At 69.8% G+C, this 15,208-nt stretch carries 12 protein-coding genes; 8 read left to right on the top strand and 4 right to left on the bottom strand.

Going from position 1 to position 15,208, the window contains the following annotated elements; genetic code table 11:
- Positions 1-148: 148 nt before the first annotated feature.
- The gene (locus D7V93_RS20595; protein WP_120645040.1) at positions 149-3,199 is read right to left on the bottom strand and encodes a CBM96 family carbohydrate-binding protein; all 3,051 of its coding nucleotides are present in this window, start codon (positions 3,197-3,199) and stop codon (positions 149-151) included.
- 80 nt (positions 3,200-3,279) lie between these two features.
- Here D7V93_RS20595 and D7V93_RS20590 point away from each other — a divergent pair, with 80 nt between their 5' ends.
- The 6 genes from D7V93_RS20590 (at position 3,280) to D7V93_RS20565 (ending at position 10,478) form a co-directional block, all read left to right on the top strand.
- Positions 3,280-4,323 (top strand): HupE/UreJ family protein, encoded by a 1,044-nt coding sequence (locus D7V93_RS20590; protein ID WP_120645039.1) that lies wholly within the window; start codon positions 3,280-3,282, stop codon positions 4,321-4,323.
- 50 nt (positions 4,324-4,373) lie between these two features.
- The gene (locus D7V93_RS20585) at positions 4,374-5,012 is read left to right on the top strand and encodes a carbonic anhydrase (protein WP_244237407.1); all 639 of its coding nucleotides are present in this window, start codon (positions 4,374-4,376) and stop codon (positions 5,010-5,012) included.
- A gap of 75 nt (positions 5,013-5,087) precedes the next feature.
- Entirely contained in the window at positions 5,088-6,821 is a 1,734-nt protein-coding gene (locus D7V93_RS20580; protein WP_120645037.1) for a sigma 54-interacting transcriptional regulator, read from the top strand.
- A gap of 122 nt (positions 6,822-6,943) precedes the next feature.
- Positions 6,944-8,962 carry a serine/threonine-protein kinase gene (locus D7V93_RS20575; protein ID WP_120645036.1) on the top strand — a complete coding sequence of 673 codons (2,019 nt, stop codon included), beginning with the start codon at positions 6,944-6,946 and terminating at the stop codon, positions 8,960-8,962.
- On the top strand, positions 8,959-9,717 hold the full coding sequence (locus D7V93_RS20570) for a hypothetical protein (RefSeq protein WP_120645035.1): 759 nt from the start codon (positions 8,959-8,961) through the stop codon (positions 9,715-9,717). The genes D7V93_RS20575 and D7V93_RS20570 overlap by 4 nt, the downstream gene beginning before the upstream one ends.
- Before the next feature lie 74 nt (positions 9,718-9,791).
- Positions 9,792-10,478, top strand: a complete 687-nt coding sequence (locus D7V93_RS20565) for an SDR family NAD(P)-dependent oxidoreductase (RefSeq protein WP_120645034.1) — start codon at positions 9,792-9,794, stop codon at positions 10,476-10,478.
- A 58-nt stretch (positions 10,479-10,536) separates the two neighbouring features.
- On the opposite strand, the gene D7V93_RS20560 is transcribed toward D7V93_RS20565, so the two are convergent.
- The 3 genes from D7V93_RS20560 to D7V93_RS20550 form a co-directional block, all read right to left on the bottom strand.
- A complete protein-coding gene (locus tag D7V93_RS20560) occupies positions 10,537-11,919 on the bottom strand; it encodes a GON domain-containing protein (RefSeq protein WP_120645033.1) in 1,383 nt (460 codons plus the stop codon).
- A gap of 184 nt (positions 11,920-12,103) precedes the next feature.
- The gene (locus tag D7V93_RS46750; protein ID WP_244237406.1) at positions 12,104-13,057 is read right to left on the bottom strand and encodes a PPC domain-containing protein; all 954 of its coding nucleotides are present in this window, start codon (positions 13,055-13,057) and stop codon (positions 12,104-12,106) included.
- A 57-nt stretch (positions 13,058-13,114) separates the two neighbouring features.
- A complete protein-coding gene (locus D7V93_RS20550) occupies positions 13,115-13,498 on the bottom strand; it encodes a hypothetical protein (protein ID WP_120645032.1) in 384 nt (127 codons plus the stop codon).
- A gap of 164 nt (positions 13,499-13,662) precedes the next feature.
- Here D7V93_RS20550 and D7V93_RS20545 point away from each other — a divergent pair, with 164 nt between their 5' ends.
- A complete protein-coding gene (locus tag D7V93_RS20545; protein ID WP_244237405.1) occupies positions 13,663-14,697 on the top strand; it encodes a serine hydrolase domain-containing protein in 1,035 nt (344 codons plus the stop codon).
- A gap of 171 nt (positions 14,698-14,868) precedes the next feature.
- Positions 14,869-15,208: hypothetical protein (locus tag D7V93_RS20540; protein ID WP_147451253.1), on the top strand; the 340-nt coding region annotated here is incomplete at its 3' end.

Genomic DNA, 15,208 nt, shown 5'->3' with positions numbered 1-15,208 from the left:
CCCGTGAACCCCGGAGCAGGATGCCCACACGTACCCCGGGCGACGAGCCTCCCCACCGGGCACGAGCGGGTCCAGTCAACGATGTCGGGTCCGGCACCGGAAGGAGGCAGCCTCCCCCTCCCGGTGCCGTGAGAGCCTTCAGCGCCCGCTAGAAGAACATCGGGGCCGACACGACGTAGTGGCCGGTGGACAGCTCGGCCACGGCGATGACGGCCTTGTTGGCCGCGCCCGGCGTGTAGTTGAACGAACCGCTGCACGAAGACAGGCCGCCACACTGGAGCGTGGCGATGGCGCCATAGCCGTCGTCGTCATGCAGGGTGATGCGATTGATCTTCACCGTGCCGGTGACGTTGAAATTCTTCGCGAACGCCGTCAGCGTCCAGGCGCTGCGATTGGGCAGGACGCTGCCCATCCACCAGCTGGAGTCGAACGCCGAGGACTGCGTGGCCTCCAGCGCGACGTAGACGTTCTTGTCCTCGAGGCCCGGGCCGTTCTGCACCGCGAAGGCGCGCTTCTGCGACAGGGCCTGCTTCAGCGCCGTGAAGTTGCGCCCCAGGGTCCACATGCCGGTCCGGGTGCCCGTCACCGTCGAAGGGCAGTTGTGCGCGGTGATGGAGCACGTGGACGTCGTGCAGCTGCAGTGCGCATCCGAGTTGGCCGCGGGGGCCACCCGCCACCCGTGGCGGACGTACTGGAGATAGCGGTTGATCTTCGGCTGCCAGGAGTTCGCGTAGTAGGCGGTGTTGGTCCACCGCTCCAGGGTCCCTCCGCTCAGCTCGTAGGTGGCCATCCGCGCCACGGCGCCCGGCGCCACCGTCATGTCCACCATCGGGTAGTCGATGCTGAAGGGGTGGTTGATCTGCCCGAGCCAGTCATTGGCGGTGTCATCCAGGTAGTCGTAGTACACGCGGTTGCTGGTCTTCGGGTTCTTCCAGTTGCGCGTCGTCCCGTTCGTCCAGTTGTACGTGTCCATGTTGATGTTGGCGGGCGGGAACAGGATGTTGAAGTGGCCCATGGAGAAGTTGCCCGGGTCGCCCGTGCTGTTGGTCAGGTCGATTCCCGTCGTGGGCTCGGTGCTGGAGTGGGTGCCCGCGCCGCTCGCGGTGTCCGTGCTGTCGAAGCGCTGATCCGCGTTGGTGGAGATGGGCCCTGCCTGCTCCACGCCGTTGATGAAGAACACCAGCCGGGGCGCATCCACGCCGCCCGCGCTGTCCCGCGTGTAGAAGCCCAGGGCGTCCGTGGTGACGGTGCCCACCGTGATGGCCAGCACCACGTTGCTCAGCGTGTCCGGGTCCGGTGAGCAGTCCCCGCTCATCTTCGTGTAGAGCGTCCCGTTCACCAGGAGCAGCTCCGACACGTCGATGTCGTACCAGCTCTCCAGGGGGATGTTGCCGGGGAAGAGGTCCTTCTTCTCCTCCCAGGCCCGGCTCCACCGGTCCGGCCACCCGGGCTTCGCCATGCTGTACCAGGCCGGGCTCAGGGTGCCTCCGCTGTTGCAGCGGATCTGCCGGCGGACCTTGAACTGACCATCCGCGGAGGCGTTCTGGACCTTGATCCGCAGCTTGACCGCGGAGTAGGTGCCCGCCCCCTTGCTGGCGATGTCGAACTTCATGTGCGTCTCGATGGCGCCGTTGTAGCTGGAGGTCTCCGCGCCCATCGAGGGGATGAACCGCTCGGCGACGCGCGTGGCATCCACCGACTCCACCTGGCGGGCGAACCCCGCAGACTTCTCCCAGCCGTCGTTGCCGACGTGCTCGGAGAGCGCGACGAAGTCCAGCTTCTCCGTGTTCTTGAGGTACGTGAGCACGTTGGTGGTGTGGGTGCGCAGCTCCGTCCCGTCCCAGCCGTCCTTGCCGTCCCCCAGGCCGTGCCGGTGCAGGTCTCCCCAGACGGGCAGGTAGGCGCCGCGGTTGGTGCCGGTGGCGCAGACGCCGCAGTCGGTGGGGCTGTTCGCGCAGTCCTCGCCCCGGCCACAGATGCCGTCGGTCTTCACCGTCGGGAGCTGGTCGCTGATGAAGACCAGCATCGGCTTGAAGGTCGGATCCTCCTTCGACGCGAACGTCCCCGTGCCTCCGGCCAGCAGCAGGTTGAGGGACAGGTCCTGCTTCGTGGTCGTCAGCGCGTCCGCCCAGGCGGTGGCGTGGGTGACGGCCTGGGTGACATCCACTTCAATCCAGCGGCCGGCCACTGTGTTGGAGAGGCTGGCGATGGCGGTGGCGTTCGGAGCGCCCGTGCCCGCGGGCTGGTTGGCCCACGTGAGCCCCGTCTCGCTCCAGGTGGTCCAGTTGGTGCCCGAGGGCGGTGCGTAGACGACGGCGCTCGTGCCGCTCACGGTGGTGGTCGGGTACAGCCGCAGCATCACCCGGCCGCGCGGGCTGCCCACGTTGGCGGGGATGGACGTGCCGTGCAGCTGGATGCCGCGCAGGTCGTTGAGCAGGGTGCGGGAGATGGGGACCTGGAGGTACGCGCGACGCGCCGGGGCCGTGGCCGACAGCGAGAGCGTGGGGGCGGCGCCTGAGTTGGTGTCAGGCGTGGCCTCGTCCACGAGGGCATCCGCGGTGGGCACGGCGCCGAAGTAGTCCACCACGAGCCGGGGCTGGGTGCTCTCGCCCTGGAGGATGGTGGGGCTGGCCCGGTCCACGAGGCACAGGGCGTTGGTGTCGGTGCTCGCCACCGGCTTGATGATGAGCGTCTGGGTCGTCAAGGCCGGGTTGATGAGCGGGGTCACGTCGATGTCGAAGTACGAGTTGTCCGCCGAGCCCCCGGGCACCGTGACGTACGCCGTCCCGGGCGTGGGCCGCGTGTTCCAGGTGACCGTCTCGTCCCAGGTCGTGTTGGTGCTGTTGTAGATGCGGAAGTTGTGCGGCGTGCCGCCGTCCACGCCCAGGTAGAGCCGGAGGGTGGCGCGGGAGAAGGGCGCCACCAGCCCCGGGGTGTTGAACTTGAAGACGACCCACTCGTCGGTGCCGCCGTCCTCGATCTGCGCGCACATCGGGGAGTAGGCGCCGTAGTTCGTGGTCGGCAGCCGCTCCTTGATGCGGGCGTCATGCGTGGCCACGAACTCCGTGGTCCTCGCGAAGACCAGGGGCTGGCGGGACTCAGCGAAGTCCTCCTCCAGGCCCTCCGGCCCCACACAGCCCAGCGTCAGGGCCCCCGCCCACCACCATGCAGTGGTGGTGGAAAATAACGTGTTCTTCATGCTTAAACTCACTTTCCTGGAATACTAAAAAACCGAGTAGCATGGTTTTTTCGGATTGAGGAACTGGAAAGTTGCTCCGCATGCGCTCCCTGCTGGTGGTTGTCTGTGTTTCGTTGATGGCGTCATCGGCGGTGGGCCATCCGCTCGACATGTCCACGCTCAACGTCCAGGTCGAGCAGGATCGCGTCCTGCAAACGCTGACGATCCGCAACGACTCCATCGACGCGCTGCTCGGGCCGGGCTGGCCGGACCTTGCTCCGGATCAGCTCATGACGGCGGTGTTCTCCGCGACGCTGGCGGCGTCGCAGCTGTCCGCGGGAGGCGAGCCCTGTGAGCTCGTGCCCCTGGAGATTGAACCGGGCGACGGCAACTTCCACCTCTCGGCCTCGGCGAGCTGTCCCGCCCGGGGGCCGCTGAAGCAGCGCTTCGGCTACCTCCAGCGCGTCAAGGGGGAGGGGCAGACGCTGATCGTCCTGTCCGACGTGGATGGAGAGCCAGGCCGTCAGGTCGCGGATGCCGCGAACCCGGACCTCACCTTCGTGCGCAAGGGCCAGGCCGAGCAGGGGCTCCTGGCCTTCATCCGCATGGGCGTCGAGCACATCTTCACCGGGTATGATCACCTCGTGTTCCTGCTCGGGCTGCTGCTGGCGGGTTCGTCCCTGCGCAGGCTGCTCGTGGTTGTCACGAGCTTCACGGTGGCGCACTCCATCAGCCTGGCGCTCGCGGCGCTGTCGGTGGTGTCCCTGCCGTCGCGGTGGGTGGAGAGCGCCATCGCGCTGTCCATCATCGTGGTGGCGGCCCTCAACCTGATGGGCAGCAAGGGCGACAAGCGGTGGATGCTCGCGTTCGGCTTCGGGCTGATCCACGGCTTCGGCTTCGCGTCGGCCCTGGGCGAGCTCGGGCTGTCGCGCTCGGAGCTGACCGGGGCGTTGTTCGGGTTCAACGTGGGCGTCGAGCTGGGGCAGGCGGCGCTCGTGCTCGTCGCGCTCCCGTTGCTGGTCCTGCTGCGCCGCAGTCGCTTCGCCCACCGGGTGGAGCTCGCGCTGTGCCTCGCCTCCATCGGGGTGGGGCTCTACTGGTTCTGCCTGCGGGCGGTCCTGCCTTCTGTTGCCGGCGGAGCATGAGCCGGGGCTTCTTCTCGACGGTCAGGCCGGCTCATGCGAGCGTCGAGGCCGTGACGCCCTACGACAAGATCTTCGAGAACAACCAGCGCTGGGCCGAGGAGCAGCTGCGCTCGGATCCGGACTACTTCACCAACCTGTCGCGGTCGCAGCAGCCGGACTTCCTCTACATCGGATGCTCCGACAGCCGCGTTCCGGCCAACCAGATCATGGGGCTGGCGCCCGGTGACGTGTTCGTGCACCGCAACGTCGCCAACCTGGTGAACAACGTCGACCTCAACGTGATGTCCGTCATCAACTACGGCGTCCGGCAGCTCGACGTGAAGCACATCATCGTCTGCGGCCACTACGGCTGCGGCGGGGTGCAGGCGGCGATGCAGCCCAAGGACCTGGGCATCCTCAACCCGTGGCTGCGCAACATCCGCGACGTGTACCGCTTCCACAAGCAGGAGCTGGACGGCATCCGGGACGCGACCCAGCGCTTCGACCGGCTGGTGGAGCTCAACGTCCTGGAGCAGAGCATCAACATCATCAAGACGGCCGCGGTGCAGAAGTCCTTCCTGACGCGCGGCTTCCCCACGGTGCACTCGTGGGTGTTCGACATGCGCAACGGCATCATCAAGGACCTCAAGCTGGACTTCGTGCAGACGCTGCACAACATCCAGGAGGTCTACGACCTGACGCAGGACTGAGCAGGCGGGCGCGGCTTCCCCGGCGCGCGATTCCATCGAGATCCCGTTCTCGATAGAGTCGCGGCCCCCGCTCCCATGCGCTTCTTCCTGACCCTGCCGGACGGCCGCCCCTTCGCGTTGGAGAAGCCGGTGGTGTCCGTGGGCTCCGACCCCGCGTGCGACGTCGTCCTTGCGTCACCCGGTGTGAAGCCCAGCCACGCGCTGCTCTTTCGCGACGCGCGCGGCTGGACGGTGTCCGCCGCGAGCCCGGGCTGCGACGTGCGCGTCCGTGGCAAGCGCGTGGAGCTGTCGCCCCTGGCCCCGGGCGAGTCCTTCGTCGTCGGGCACGCCTCGCTCACGCTGGGGTCTTCCGAAGAGGTCCGTCCCGCGACGAAGGCGGACGCGCCCGCGACCTCCTCGCGGCTCCTGCCGGTGCTGACGGACTTCGCCTCGCGGCTGCTCGTGCAGCGTCCGGCCTCCGAGCTGCTGGAGGTGACGCTGCGAGGCCTCGTCGATGTCACCTCCGCGGACTTGGGCTTCCTCGTGTCCGTGGAAGGGGCGCAGCGTCAGGTGCTGGTCGCCACCGGCGCCGTACCGGCCGCGGTGGTGGCGGACAGCCTGGTGGATCAGGTCGTGGGCTCGGGTGCTCCCGTGCTGGTGCCCGACGTCGCGGCGGAGGCTGCCCTGGCGGGGGCTCCCAGCGTCGTGTCCCTGCGCCTGACCTCCGCGCTGGTGCTCCCGTTGCGTGCGGGCTCGGCGCCCCTGTGCGCCGTGTACCTGGGGCGACGCCTGGGCAGTCCTCCGTTCTCCTCGCGGGACCTGGAGGAGGCCATGGCCCTGTCGTCGCTCGCGGCCCTGCTGCTGGCCACCTCACGGGAGCTGACCGAGCTGCGCTCGCACGTGGACCGCCTCACGCAGCGAATCGCTGCGGCCACCTTCGAGGGACTCATCGGAGAATCCCCCGCCATGCGCGCCCTCTACCGGCAGGTGGAGCGGCTGGGGCCCACGTCCCTCCACGTCCTCATCCAGGGCGAGACGGGCACGGGCAAGGAGGAGGTGGCCCGCGCGCTCCACCGTCGCAGCGGTCGGCGCGGACGGCTGGTGGCCATCAACTGCGCGGCGCTCCCCGAGTCCCTCATCGAGCGCGAGCTCTTCGGCCACGCGCGCGGCGCGTTCTCCGGGGCGGGCGCGGACCGCGCGGGGCTGGTGGAGGCGGCGGACGGCGGCACGCTCTTCCTGGATGAAATCGGGGACATGCCCCTGTCGCTCCAGTCCCGCCTGCTGCGCGTGGTCCAGGAGCACGAGGTGACCCGCCTGGGAGAGCACCGTCCGCGCAAGGTCGACATGCGCGTCCTGGCCGCCACGCACCAGCCGCTCAAGGCGCTCGTCGCCCGGGGCGCCTTCCGCGAGGACCTGCTCTTCCGCCTGGACGAGGTGCGCCTGGAGGTCCCCGCCCTGCGCGAGCGCGGCGACGACGTGCTGCTCATCGCCCACCATGTCTTGAAGCAGGAGGGCGGCCGGGCCCGGGGCTTCACCCAGAAGGCCACCGAGGCCCTGCGCGGCCATCCCTTCCCGGGCAACGTCCGCGAGCTGGTGTCACGGGTGCGGCGCGCGTCCATCCTCAGCTCGGGAGAGCTGATCGGCGTCGAGGACCTGGACCTGGAGGCGGACGCGACGCCGCTGCAGCCCCTGGACGCCGCCCGTGATGCCTTCGTGCTGCGCTACGTGCGCGAGGCCATCGCCCGGAGTGGGGGCAGCAAGAAGGACGCGGCGCGGGCGCTGGGCATCGGCCTGCGCTCGGTGTTCCGCTACCTGGGGGAAGAGGACTGAAGGCCCCCGGGCTGTTCATCCTCCCTCGGTCTGGAATACTCCTGGCCCGCTCCCATGCGTCTCCCCGTGATGAAGCCCTCGCGTCTGCTCCTGGAACCCGTGGTACCGGGACCGTGCTCGCGATGACGGGCGAACTGCTGGCGGGCCGCTACCAGTTGGAGCAGGAGTTGGGGCGGGGCGGGATGGCGACAGTGTTCCTGGCCCGGGACGTCCGGCTGTCGCGGCGGGTGGCCGTGAAGGTGCTGCACGCCGGCCTGGAGGCGCGGTTCACCGAGCGCTTCCGCCAGGAGGCGGAGGTGGTGGCGTCACTCAAGCACCCCAACGTGCTGGAGGTGTATGACTTTGGCGAGGACGCCGTGCGCGGTCCCTTCCTGGTCTGTGAATGGGTGCAGGGCGAGAACCTGCGCGAGCTGGCGCGGAGGCTGGCCCCCGTGCCGCCCGAGGCCGCCGCGCTGCTGGGCTGGGAACTGGCCCGGGCGCTGGAGGCGGCGCATGCGCGCGGCGTGGTGCACCGGGACGTCAAGCCGGACAACGTGCTGGTGGCCCGGGGCGGCCCGCTGAAGCTGGCGGACTTCGGCATCGCCGCGCTGGCCGACCAGGCGCGCTTGACGAGCACCGGCGCCGTCATCGGCTCGTTGGCGTACATGGCGCCCGAGCGCATCGACACTGGCGCCTGGTCCCCGGCGTCGGACGTGTATGCGGTGGGAGTCCTCCTGTTCGAGTTGTGCGCGGGCACGACGCCGCACGCGGGCGAGGGGAGCGCGCGGCTGGCGGTCTCGGTGATGACGCGGGATGCGCCGTCGTTGTCGGCGGTCGTTCCGGGCATGCCTCCGGTGTTGGGGGCGCTCGTGGACCGGTGCCTCGCGCGAGATGCTCGTGACCGGCCCGCGGATGGCGCGGAGCTGGCGGCGTGTCTGGAGGCGGTGTCGCGGTCGCTGGTGGGCGCGCCCGCCGAGGCGTCGCGGGCGTTCTTCCTGGCCCCGGAGGCTTCCGCCGCGCGCTGGCGCGAGGAGCGCTTCCAAAGGCTGCTGGGCGAAGGTCGCGCGCTGCTGGAGGCAGGGCAGGGTGCCCAGGCGGCACGCTGTCTCAACGTGGCCCTGACGCTCCGGCCCGGCGCTCCCGAAGTGCTGGCGCTGCTGCGGACGCGGCCTCGCAGCCGGCGGACGAAGGTGTTCGTGGGGAGCGCTGTTCTGGGGGCGCTCCTGGCCTTCCTGGGCGTGTGGGGATGGAGTGCGCGGCGGGCGCCGGAGGGTTCCACGCGAGCTGCTCCCGGCTCAGCGGTGGACCCCGCGCATTCGCGTCCGGGCGAAGACCGCTCCGGAGCAGAGGACCCTCCGGGCGCTGCCGTTCCGCGCGCGACGGTGAAGGCAACGGAGCCTGCTGCGGGGCTTCCGGATGGGACCCCTTTCAAGGCGACCGCACCGGATGCTGTAGGTCCTCTCGCGACGACGACGGTGACGGACCCTGGTGCGGGGAACCCATCCAAGGCGATGGAATCCGACGCTGCCGTCCCCCGCGCCGAGGAGAACTTCGCCAGCCAGGCCCCGACGCCTCGTCCCGGAACTCCCCGGCGGCCCTCGCCGACAGCGCCGGCACCTTCCAGGCTCAAGGCAGGCGAGAGCACCGGGCCCGCTCCGACGCCTACTGAAGCGCCGCCCTCCAGCTCCACGGCTTCATCGCCACCGGCCTTCGACCCGGGGACCGGGTCCAACGCCCAGGACGCCGCGACCCTGACCGTGGTGACGCGCCCGTGGGCCGAGGTCTTCGTGGACGGCCAGAGCCGGGGTTACACGCCCCGGCTCCGCGAGGTGCGCGTGTCCCCCGGGACGCACCGCCTGCGCTTCGACAACCCGCTGTGCGAGCCCGTGGAGGAGGTGCTCCAGGTCGCGGCGGGTGAGACCGTCTCGCGTGACGTCTCCCTCCGGGTTCGCGATGCGGAGGTGACCATCGTCGCCCCCGCGTCGGCGCGCATCTTCGTCGATGGCGTGGAGGTAGGCGTGGCGCCGCTGCGTGGGCCCGTGAAGCTCGCGCACGGCGGGCATGTGCTGTCGGCCCGGGGACCTGGGGGCAACGTGCTGAGACAGACGGTGGAGGCGGTGGCGGGCACCCGGACCACGGTGGTGCTGGAGGCGCCTCAGTGAAGGCCCTCATCCTGGCGCTGGTGTTGGCGTCGTCCTCCGCGCTGGGCCCCGCCCGCGAGGCCTACCAGTCCGGAGACCTGGCCCGGGCACGCGCCACGTTGGAGGCGCTGCTCCAGCCCCTCCAATTGCCCCAGTGCGCGGACGAAGCCGAGGCCCACCTGCTCCTGGCCGCGACCTTCCACGCACAGGAGGACCTGCCGCGCGCGGAGCAGGAGGTGGTGGAAGGGCTCGCGCTGGACTCCGACGCGAAGCTGGATCCGCTGCTGTATCCACCGGACTTCATCGCCTTCGTCGAACGGGTCAATGTCTTGAGACAGGAGCGCATCACCCAGCGCGCCGCTGAGCGCCGTCCGCCCGTGCTCCTGCCTCCATCGCCCACCCTGCCGCAAGAACCCTCCGCCGCGGATCAGGCCCTCGCCAGCGTCCAGCCGGCGTCGAAGGGCTGGTACCTGGTGCCCTTCGGCGTGGGGCACCTCGTGCACGGCCGCACCACGAAGGGCACCGTGCTCGCCGTGACGCAGGGGACGACCTTCGCCGTGTCCGCCATCTCCCTGGGCACGGCGCTGGCGCTGCGGGGCAACGACGGTCGCTACTCCGCCGACGACGCACCCACGGCCCGGAAGCTCAACGTCTCCTACCTGGTGGGCGGCTATGCCTTCGCGGCGCTCTACGCCTACGGGGTCCTGGATGGCCTGCTGTCCGCCCCCGGGCCGCTCGCGCAGCCAGGCCCTCCGCCCCCGGAGCGGGGTGACTGAGCCGACCCCGCAGGGCAACGCCGGCCATCGACGGGACGACTTTGCGACTTCGGCTGTCGTGGTATGTCGCGGCCATGAAACCAACACTCGTAGTGTGTGGCCATGGTCCCGGCATCTCCGATGCCGTGGCGCGCAGGTTCGGCAAGGAAGGGTTCGCGGTCGCGCTCGTCGCCCGCAACGTGGCGCGGATGACCGCCGCGGCCACGCCGCTGAAGGCCGCGGGCATCGACACCCAGGTCTTTTCCTGTGACCTGGGCGCTCCCGAGTCCGTGCGTTCGCTCATCCGCGAGGTGCGCGCGTCCCTGGGCCCCATCGCGATCCTCCACTGGAACGCGTTCGCCAATAACGCCGGCGACCTGCTGACGGCGAGCACCGAGGAGCTGCGCGCGGCGTTCGACGTGTCCGTGGTCGGGCTGGTGACCGCGGTGCAGGAGTCCCTGCCCGACCTGAAGGCCCGGAAGGGCGCGGTCCTCGTCACGGGAGGCGCCCTCGCGTACTACAACCCCGGAATGGAAGCGTATGCGAGCCGGGGAGGCCGGATGGGGCTTTCCATCGAGAAGGCCGCACAGCTCAAGACCGTGGGCCTGCTCCACCAGCGGCTCGCGCCCGAAGGCGTCTACGTGGGCGAGGTTGTCGTCGGTGGAACCGTGAAGGGCACCGCGTTCGACACGGGCCACGGCAACCTCGACGCCTCGGACATCGCCGAGAGGTTCTGGGCGATCTACCAGCGCCGCACGGAAGCGTCGGTCAACTTCCCGTAGTCGCAGGTCGCCACCGCGCCGCGAAGCGCCCCTGCCTTCGCGGCGCCAATGCCCGGCGCTACTGCGGGACGGACCAGGTCAGGAGCATGGACAGGCCGTTCTGGTTGACGGGGTTGTAGCTGCCCATCGGGGCGATCCAGCCGCAGTTCCCCGTGGCGCGCAGGTCGACCACCTGGTTGTTGTTGCTGAAGAGGATGGACGAGGGCTCGAAGTTGTAGCCGCCCCGGCCCAACTGGTTCACGGGCACCGCGAAGGGCGTTCCGCGCAGGTCGATGTTGCCCAGCCCCACGGCGCTGCAAGTCATCGCCGCCGCGTAGGGCATGGACGTCACCGGGGACTGGTTGCCGTGCAGGATGGAACCGGAGGACCCCGAGTAGGTCTGGTCCGACGTGTCCACGCGCAGGGTGAGCGGGTTGATGCGGAGCCGCGTGAAGATCGTCCGCACGTTCGTGCCCGGCGAGATTCCACCCGCCGTGTACTGCGAGTAATTGACGTTGTCTCCCGTCCGCGAAAGGGTGAGGTAGTCGGAAGGCGTGCCGGCCATGTCACGGCACCACGCGCCCCACGGCTTGGACGGATCCCTGTTGACGAACAGCGTGTAGGCGCCGTCCGTGGCCTCCGGGTGAGCCGTCTTGATGTCCTGGCAGCTCGCGGGCCGGTCGCCCTGGCGGTACTGGAGCTGGAGCAGGCCGCCCCCCTGGTTGTAGGGACTCACGATGCCCGCGAGGCCCACGAAGCCGCAGTAGCCGCCGCCCGACAGGCTGACGACCTGATCCGCCTCGCTGGAGACAGCGCTCGTGCCCGCCATGCTGCCGCCCCAGGGTACGAGCTGGCCCGTGGGCACCGCGAACGGCGTGCCCCGCAGGTCGATGTTGCCCTGGGACAGCGTCCGGTTGCAGGACATGGCCACGCCATAGGACATGGACGTCACCAGGGTTTGCGAGTTGCTGTGCCGGAGCGAGCCCGTGGAGGTCGCGAAGGTCTGATCCGCCGTGTTCACCTTCAGCGTGGTGGGGTTGATGCGCAGCCGGGTGAAGGTGGTCCGCACCGTGGTTCCGGGCGACGCGCCCCCCGCGAGGTATTGCGAGGAATTGGCGCCGGCCTGCGTCTGCGTCAGCGTCAGGTATTCGGCCGGGGTGCCGGCCATGCCATGGCAATACACGGTCCAGGGCGCGGACGCCTCGCCAGACACATACAGCGTGTAGTCACCATCCGTGGCGTCGGGCCAGGCGGTCTTGATGTCCACACAGCTCGCGGGCAGGGCCTCGAGCGCCTGCGCACGCGCCGACGCTTCGGACGGCACCGGCGAGGACGCTTCGTCGCCAGCGCCACAGCCGGTGGCGACCGCCGCCAGGCCCAGGGCCAGCGCACGCCAACCACGGTGGCGGAGTGGGGAGGAGGGAACGACCGGGGACACGGCACGGGGCTTCGAGGGATTCATGGGTGCGGGCTCCTGAGGTTGCGGAGCCTTCCCATTGCGAGGTCGGGGCCAGGGTCCCCGAAGCATCCTCCGCGGCCGGATTCCGGCAGCTTGCGCGCGGGCACGGGCCTCCTGGCGCAGGGGGCGCGAGGTGAACGTGCCAATCCTGGCACGCACGCTCACGTGCCCCCTGTGGACACGCCTGTCAGAGCCAGTGGTCCTGCCAGAGCGTCACGACCTTGTGGGACTGGGGGAAGAGGATGACGAAGAGGCGGAAGATGCCGCCCCCGTAGCCGCTCTCGTACGTGGCCACCTGCACGTTCTCCGTCCCGTTCCCGTAGGTGGAGAGCAGCGCCGGGTGCAGCCGCTGGTAGGCGATCTCCATGCGCGGCTCCAGGTCCGCGTACGGAATGACGCCCGTGGGGGAGAGCCAGTAGTCCGAAAGGATCTGCTGCACCTGGGCGGTGCGCGTGGCCATGGCGAGCGTGGGCTCGCCCGAGTAGCTCCACGGGAAGGCGTAGACGTGCAGCTCGCCGTCGCAGCCGCCATCACAGCCCCAGTAGGCCTCGCGCTCCAGGGCGTGGATGTTGGGCGGAAGGGCTTCCTCGCCCAGGTGGAGCGTGTAGCTGGCCGGAGCCGCCGCGGGGTCGCCCAGCTCCAGGCGGAACCGCTTGCCCGCGCCGGTGCCCGTGCTCACCACCGCGAGGTACTCGCCGCCCTGCGCGAGCGTGAGCGAGGCGACCTTGCTGAGCTGGCCATAGCCGGAGTCATCGTCCTGCGCGACCAGCGTGGTGCCGTAGCTGCCATCCGGCAGCCGGGGGCCGTACACGAAGAGTCCCGTGTCCAGGTACATCGAGCTGCCCAGGTGCGTCACCTCCAGCCGCACCGTCTTGCCGGCGGGTGCTTGGAAGCTGAAAGAGAACGCCTGGGGGCTGGTGGTGAACTGCGTCTGTACCGCGCCGGGCAGGGACACCGGGCCCAGGTACGCGGTGCTGTCCACGATGTCGCCGCTGGCCGGCGGCGCCGGCGGAGACAGCACGGCCTGGACGTGCTCGCCAGACTCCAGGGCCGGGGGCGCCTCGGGCGCGGTGCTCCCACCACAGGCGGTGACGCAGGCCAACAACACCGTGAGACAGGGCTTCAGCAAGCTCGAACGCATCCAGGCTCCTTCGTGGGTCCAGGCAGGATGAAGCCTGGATTCTCGGAAGGAGGCTGTCTAGCGCACGAAGCCCGCCACGGGATTCTCGAAGACCTTGCTCACGACGTTCATCGTCCGGAGCCACGCGTGTGCGTCTGCCCCAAGCTTCCCGTAGACCCGCACGTCGATGGGCTTCGCTGCGCCGAGGAGGGCCTTGAACTCGGGCCAGCCGGAGATCATTCGGATGTGGTCCATGACCTGGCTTGCGTCCGCGAACGTGATGACCGCTCCCACCTCCGTGTCACCGGGGCGGCCATAGAACCGCACCCCGAGGAGGCTGCTCACGCCCTCGGTCTCCAGCCGCCGCGTCGCGGCCTCGATGATGGCGGTGAAGTCCTCGAAGGGGGCCGTCAGCTCGAGCACCTCCACGAGGGTGATTTGCTCACGGGCAGCCTGGTTCATGTCTTCGCTCCTTCGTCGGGCTCGCTCTTCTGCATAATCACCGCATGAGGCCAGGAGCCAGGACCGTTCCCCCGCTTGCCACCGTCGTACTCTTGTCGCTGGTCGTCGGTTGCGCAGGGGGGACCGCGGGCACACGAGCGCGTTCACTCCAGGACGCGCGCGCCGTGGATTCGCTCTTTCGCGACTACGACGGCTCGGAGCGCCCCGGCGCCAGCGTCGTCGTGATCCAGGATGGGAAGGTCGTGCTCCGCCGGGCCTACGGCCTGGCCGATCTGGAGAAGCGAGCGCCTGCGTCGCCCGAGAGCAACTACCGGCTCGCGTCGCTCACCAAGCAGTTCACGGCCACGGCCATCCTGTTGCTGGTCCAGGATCGCCGGCTGCGCCTCGACGACCACGTGGTGGACGTGCTCCCCGGGTTCCCGGCGTCCCTGAAGGACGTCCGTGTCCACCACCTGCTCCAACACACGTCGGGCATCTGGGACTACGAGGACTTCGTCCCGGCCACGCAGTCGGCGCAGGTGAAGGATCGCGACGTGCTGGCGCTGCTCGCCCGCGCGGAGCGCACCTGGTTCGCGCCGGGAACGGCGGTGCGCTACAGCAACTCCGGCTACGCGGTGCTCGCGCTCATCGTGGAACAGGTGAGCGGGATGTCCTTCGCGCGCTTCCTGCACGAGCGCGTCTTCATCCCCAGCGGCATGCGTTCGTCCGTGGCACATGAAGAAGGCATCTCCACGGTGGACCGCCGCGCGTATGGGTATGCCGTCGGCCCGGACGGCTTCATCCCCAGGGACCAGAGCCCCACAAGCGCTGTCCTGGGTGACGGTGGCATCTACTCGTCCGTGGACGACCTGGTGGCGTGGGACCGGGCGGTGGATTCGCATGCGCTCGTCAGCGAGGAGCTCCAGACGCAGGCCTGGACGCCGCCGAGGCTCCAGGGCGGCACGCTCTCCCGCTATGGCTTTGGCTGGTTCGTCGACAATGACGGAGGGCGTCGGCGGTTGTCACACCACGGGGAGACGTGTGGCTTCACCAACGCCATCGTGAAGTATCCGGACCAGCGCCTCACGGTCATCGTCCTGACGAACCGCGCGGGTGGAGAGCCGTGGACGCTGGCCCAGTACCTCGCGGACCAGTGGCTCGGCCCACCCGCGAACCCGGGCTCCACCTGGCCGTTCGTGACCCTGCCCAACGCGCACTGACCGGGTGCCAGGGGGCGCGGCGGCACACCTGCGACACGTCGGCGACCTGCCGCGCCCTTCGCATCCCCTGGGGGATGGCGTCATACTCGGACCAGTCGGGGGGCCGCTCACAACGACTGACACGGGCCTGCCCGGCGCACGCCGATCCGCTCCTCACGAGGACCCCTGTCGATGAACCGCGACATTGAGATGGAGCTCTGGCTCGCCATCGATGAGGGCCTCCTGCCCCGGGAGGAGGCGGCGGCCCTGCGGGAGGAGGCCCGGCGCCTGGGACGAAGCCCGCTGGAGCTGCTCCGTGAGCGGGGCGTCTTGTCCGAGGAGACCCTTGCCTCCCTCTTGAGGGAAGGCCCTGCGCCTCAAGCGCCGCAGCACGTCCGTCCACCTCCTACCGATGAGACCGCCAGCCTCGATCCGGCGCGGGCCATCCAGACGCTGGCCCCGCAGCTGGCCGGCGCCCCGGCGTTCCCCTTCCCGGGGTGGGACCGGTACACGTCCGTGCGGTTCCTGGGGC

Source organism: Corallococcus llansteffanensis (assembly GCF_003612055.1).
GTDB lineage: Bacteria > Myxococcota > Myxococcia > Myxococcales > Myxococcaceae > Corallococcus > Corallococcus llansteffanensis.
Note: the sequence above shows the minus strand (reverse complement) of the source record. Positions and strands in the feature narration are given on the sequence as shown.

Bases quoted from the DNA above. Each gene is read 5' to 3' on its own strand.
- D7V93_RS20595 (WP_120645040.1), bottom strand. From the start codon at position 3,199: ATGAAGAACACGTTATTTTCCACCACCACTGCATGGTGGTGGGCGGGG.
- D7V93_RS20590 (WP_120645039.1), top strand. From the start codon at position 3,280: ATGCGCTCCCTGCTGGTGGTTGTCTGTGTTTCGTTGATGGCGTCATCG.
- D7V93_RS20580 (WP_120645037.1), top strand. From the start codon at position 5,088: ATGCGCTTCTTCCTGACCCTGCCGGACGGCCGCCCCTTCGCGTTGGAG.
- D7V93_RS20575 (WP_120645036.1), top strand. From the start codon at position 6,944: ATGACGGGCGAACTGCTGGCGGGCCGCTACCAGTTGGAGCAGGAGTTG.
- D7V93_RS20565 (WP_120645034.1), top strand. From the start codon at position 9,792: ATGAAACCAACACTCGTAGTGTGTGGCCATGGTCCCGGCATCTCCGAT.
- D7V93_RS20560 (WP_120645033.1), bottom strand. From the start codon at position 11,919: ATGAATCCCTCGAAGCCCCGTGCCGTGTCCCCGGTCGTTCCCTCCTCC.
- D7V93_RS46750 (WP_244237406.1), bottom strand. From the start codon at position 13,057: ATGCGTTCGAGCTTGCTGAAGCCCTGTCTCACGGTGTTGTTGGCCTGC.
- D7V93_RS20550 (WP_120645032.1), bottom strand. From the start codon at position 13,498: ATGAACCAGGCTGCCCGTGAGCAAATCACCCTCGTGGAGGTGCTCGAG.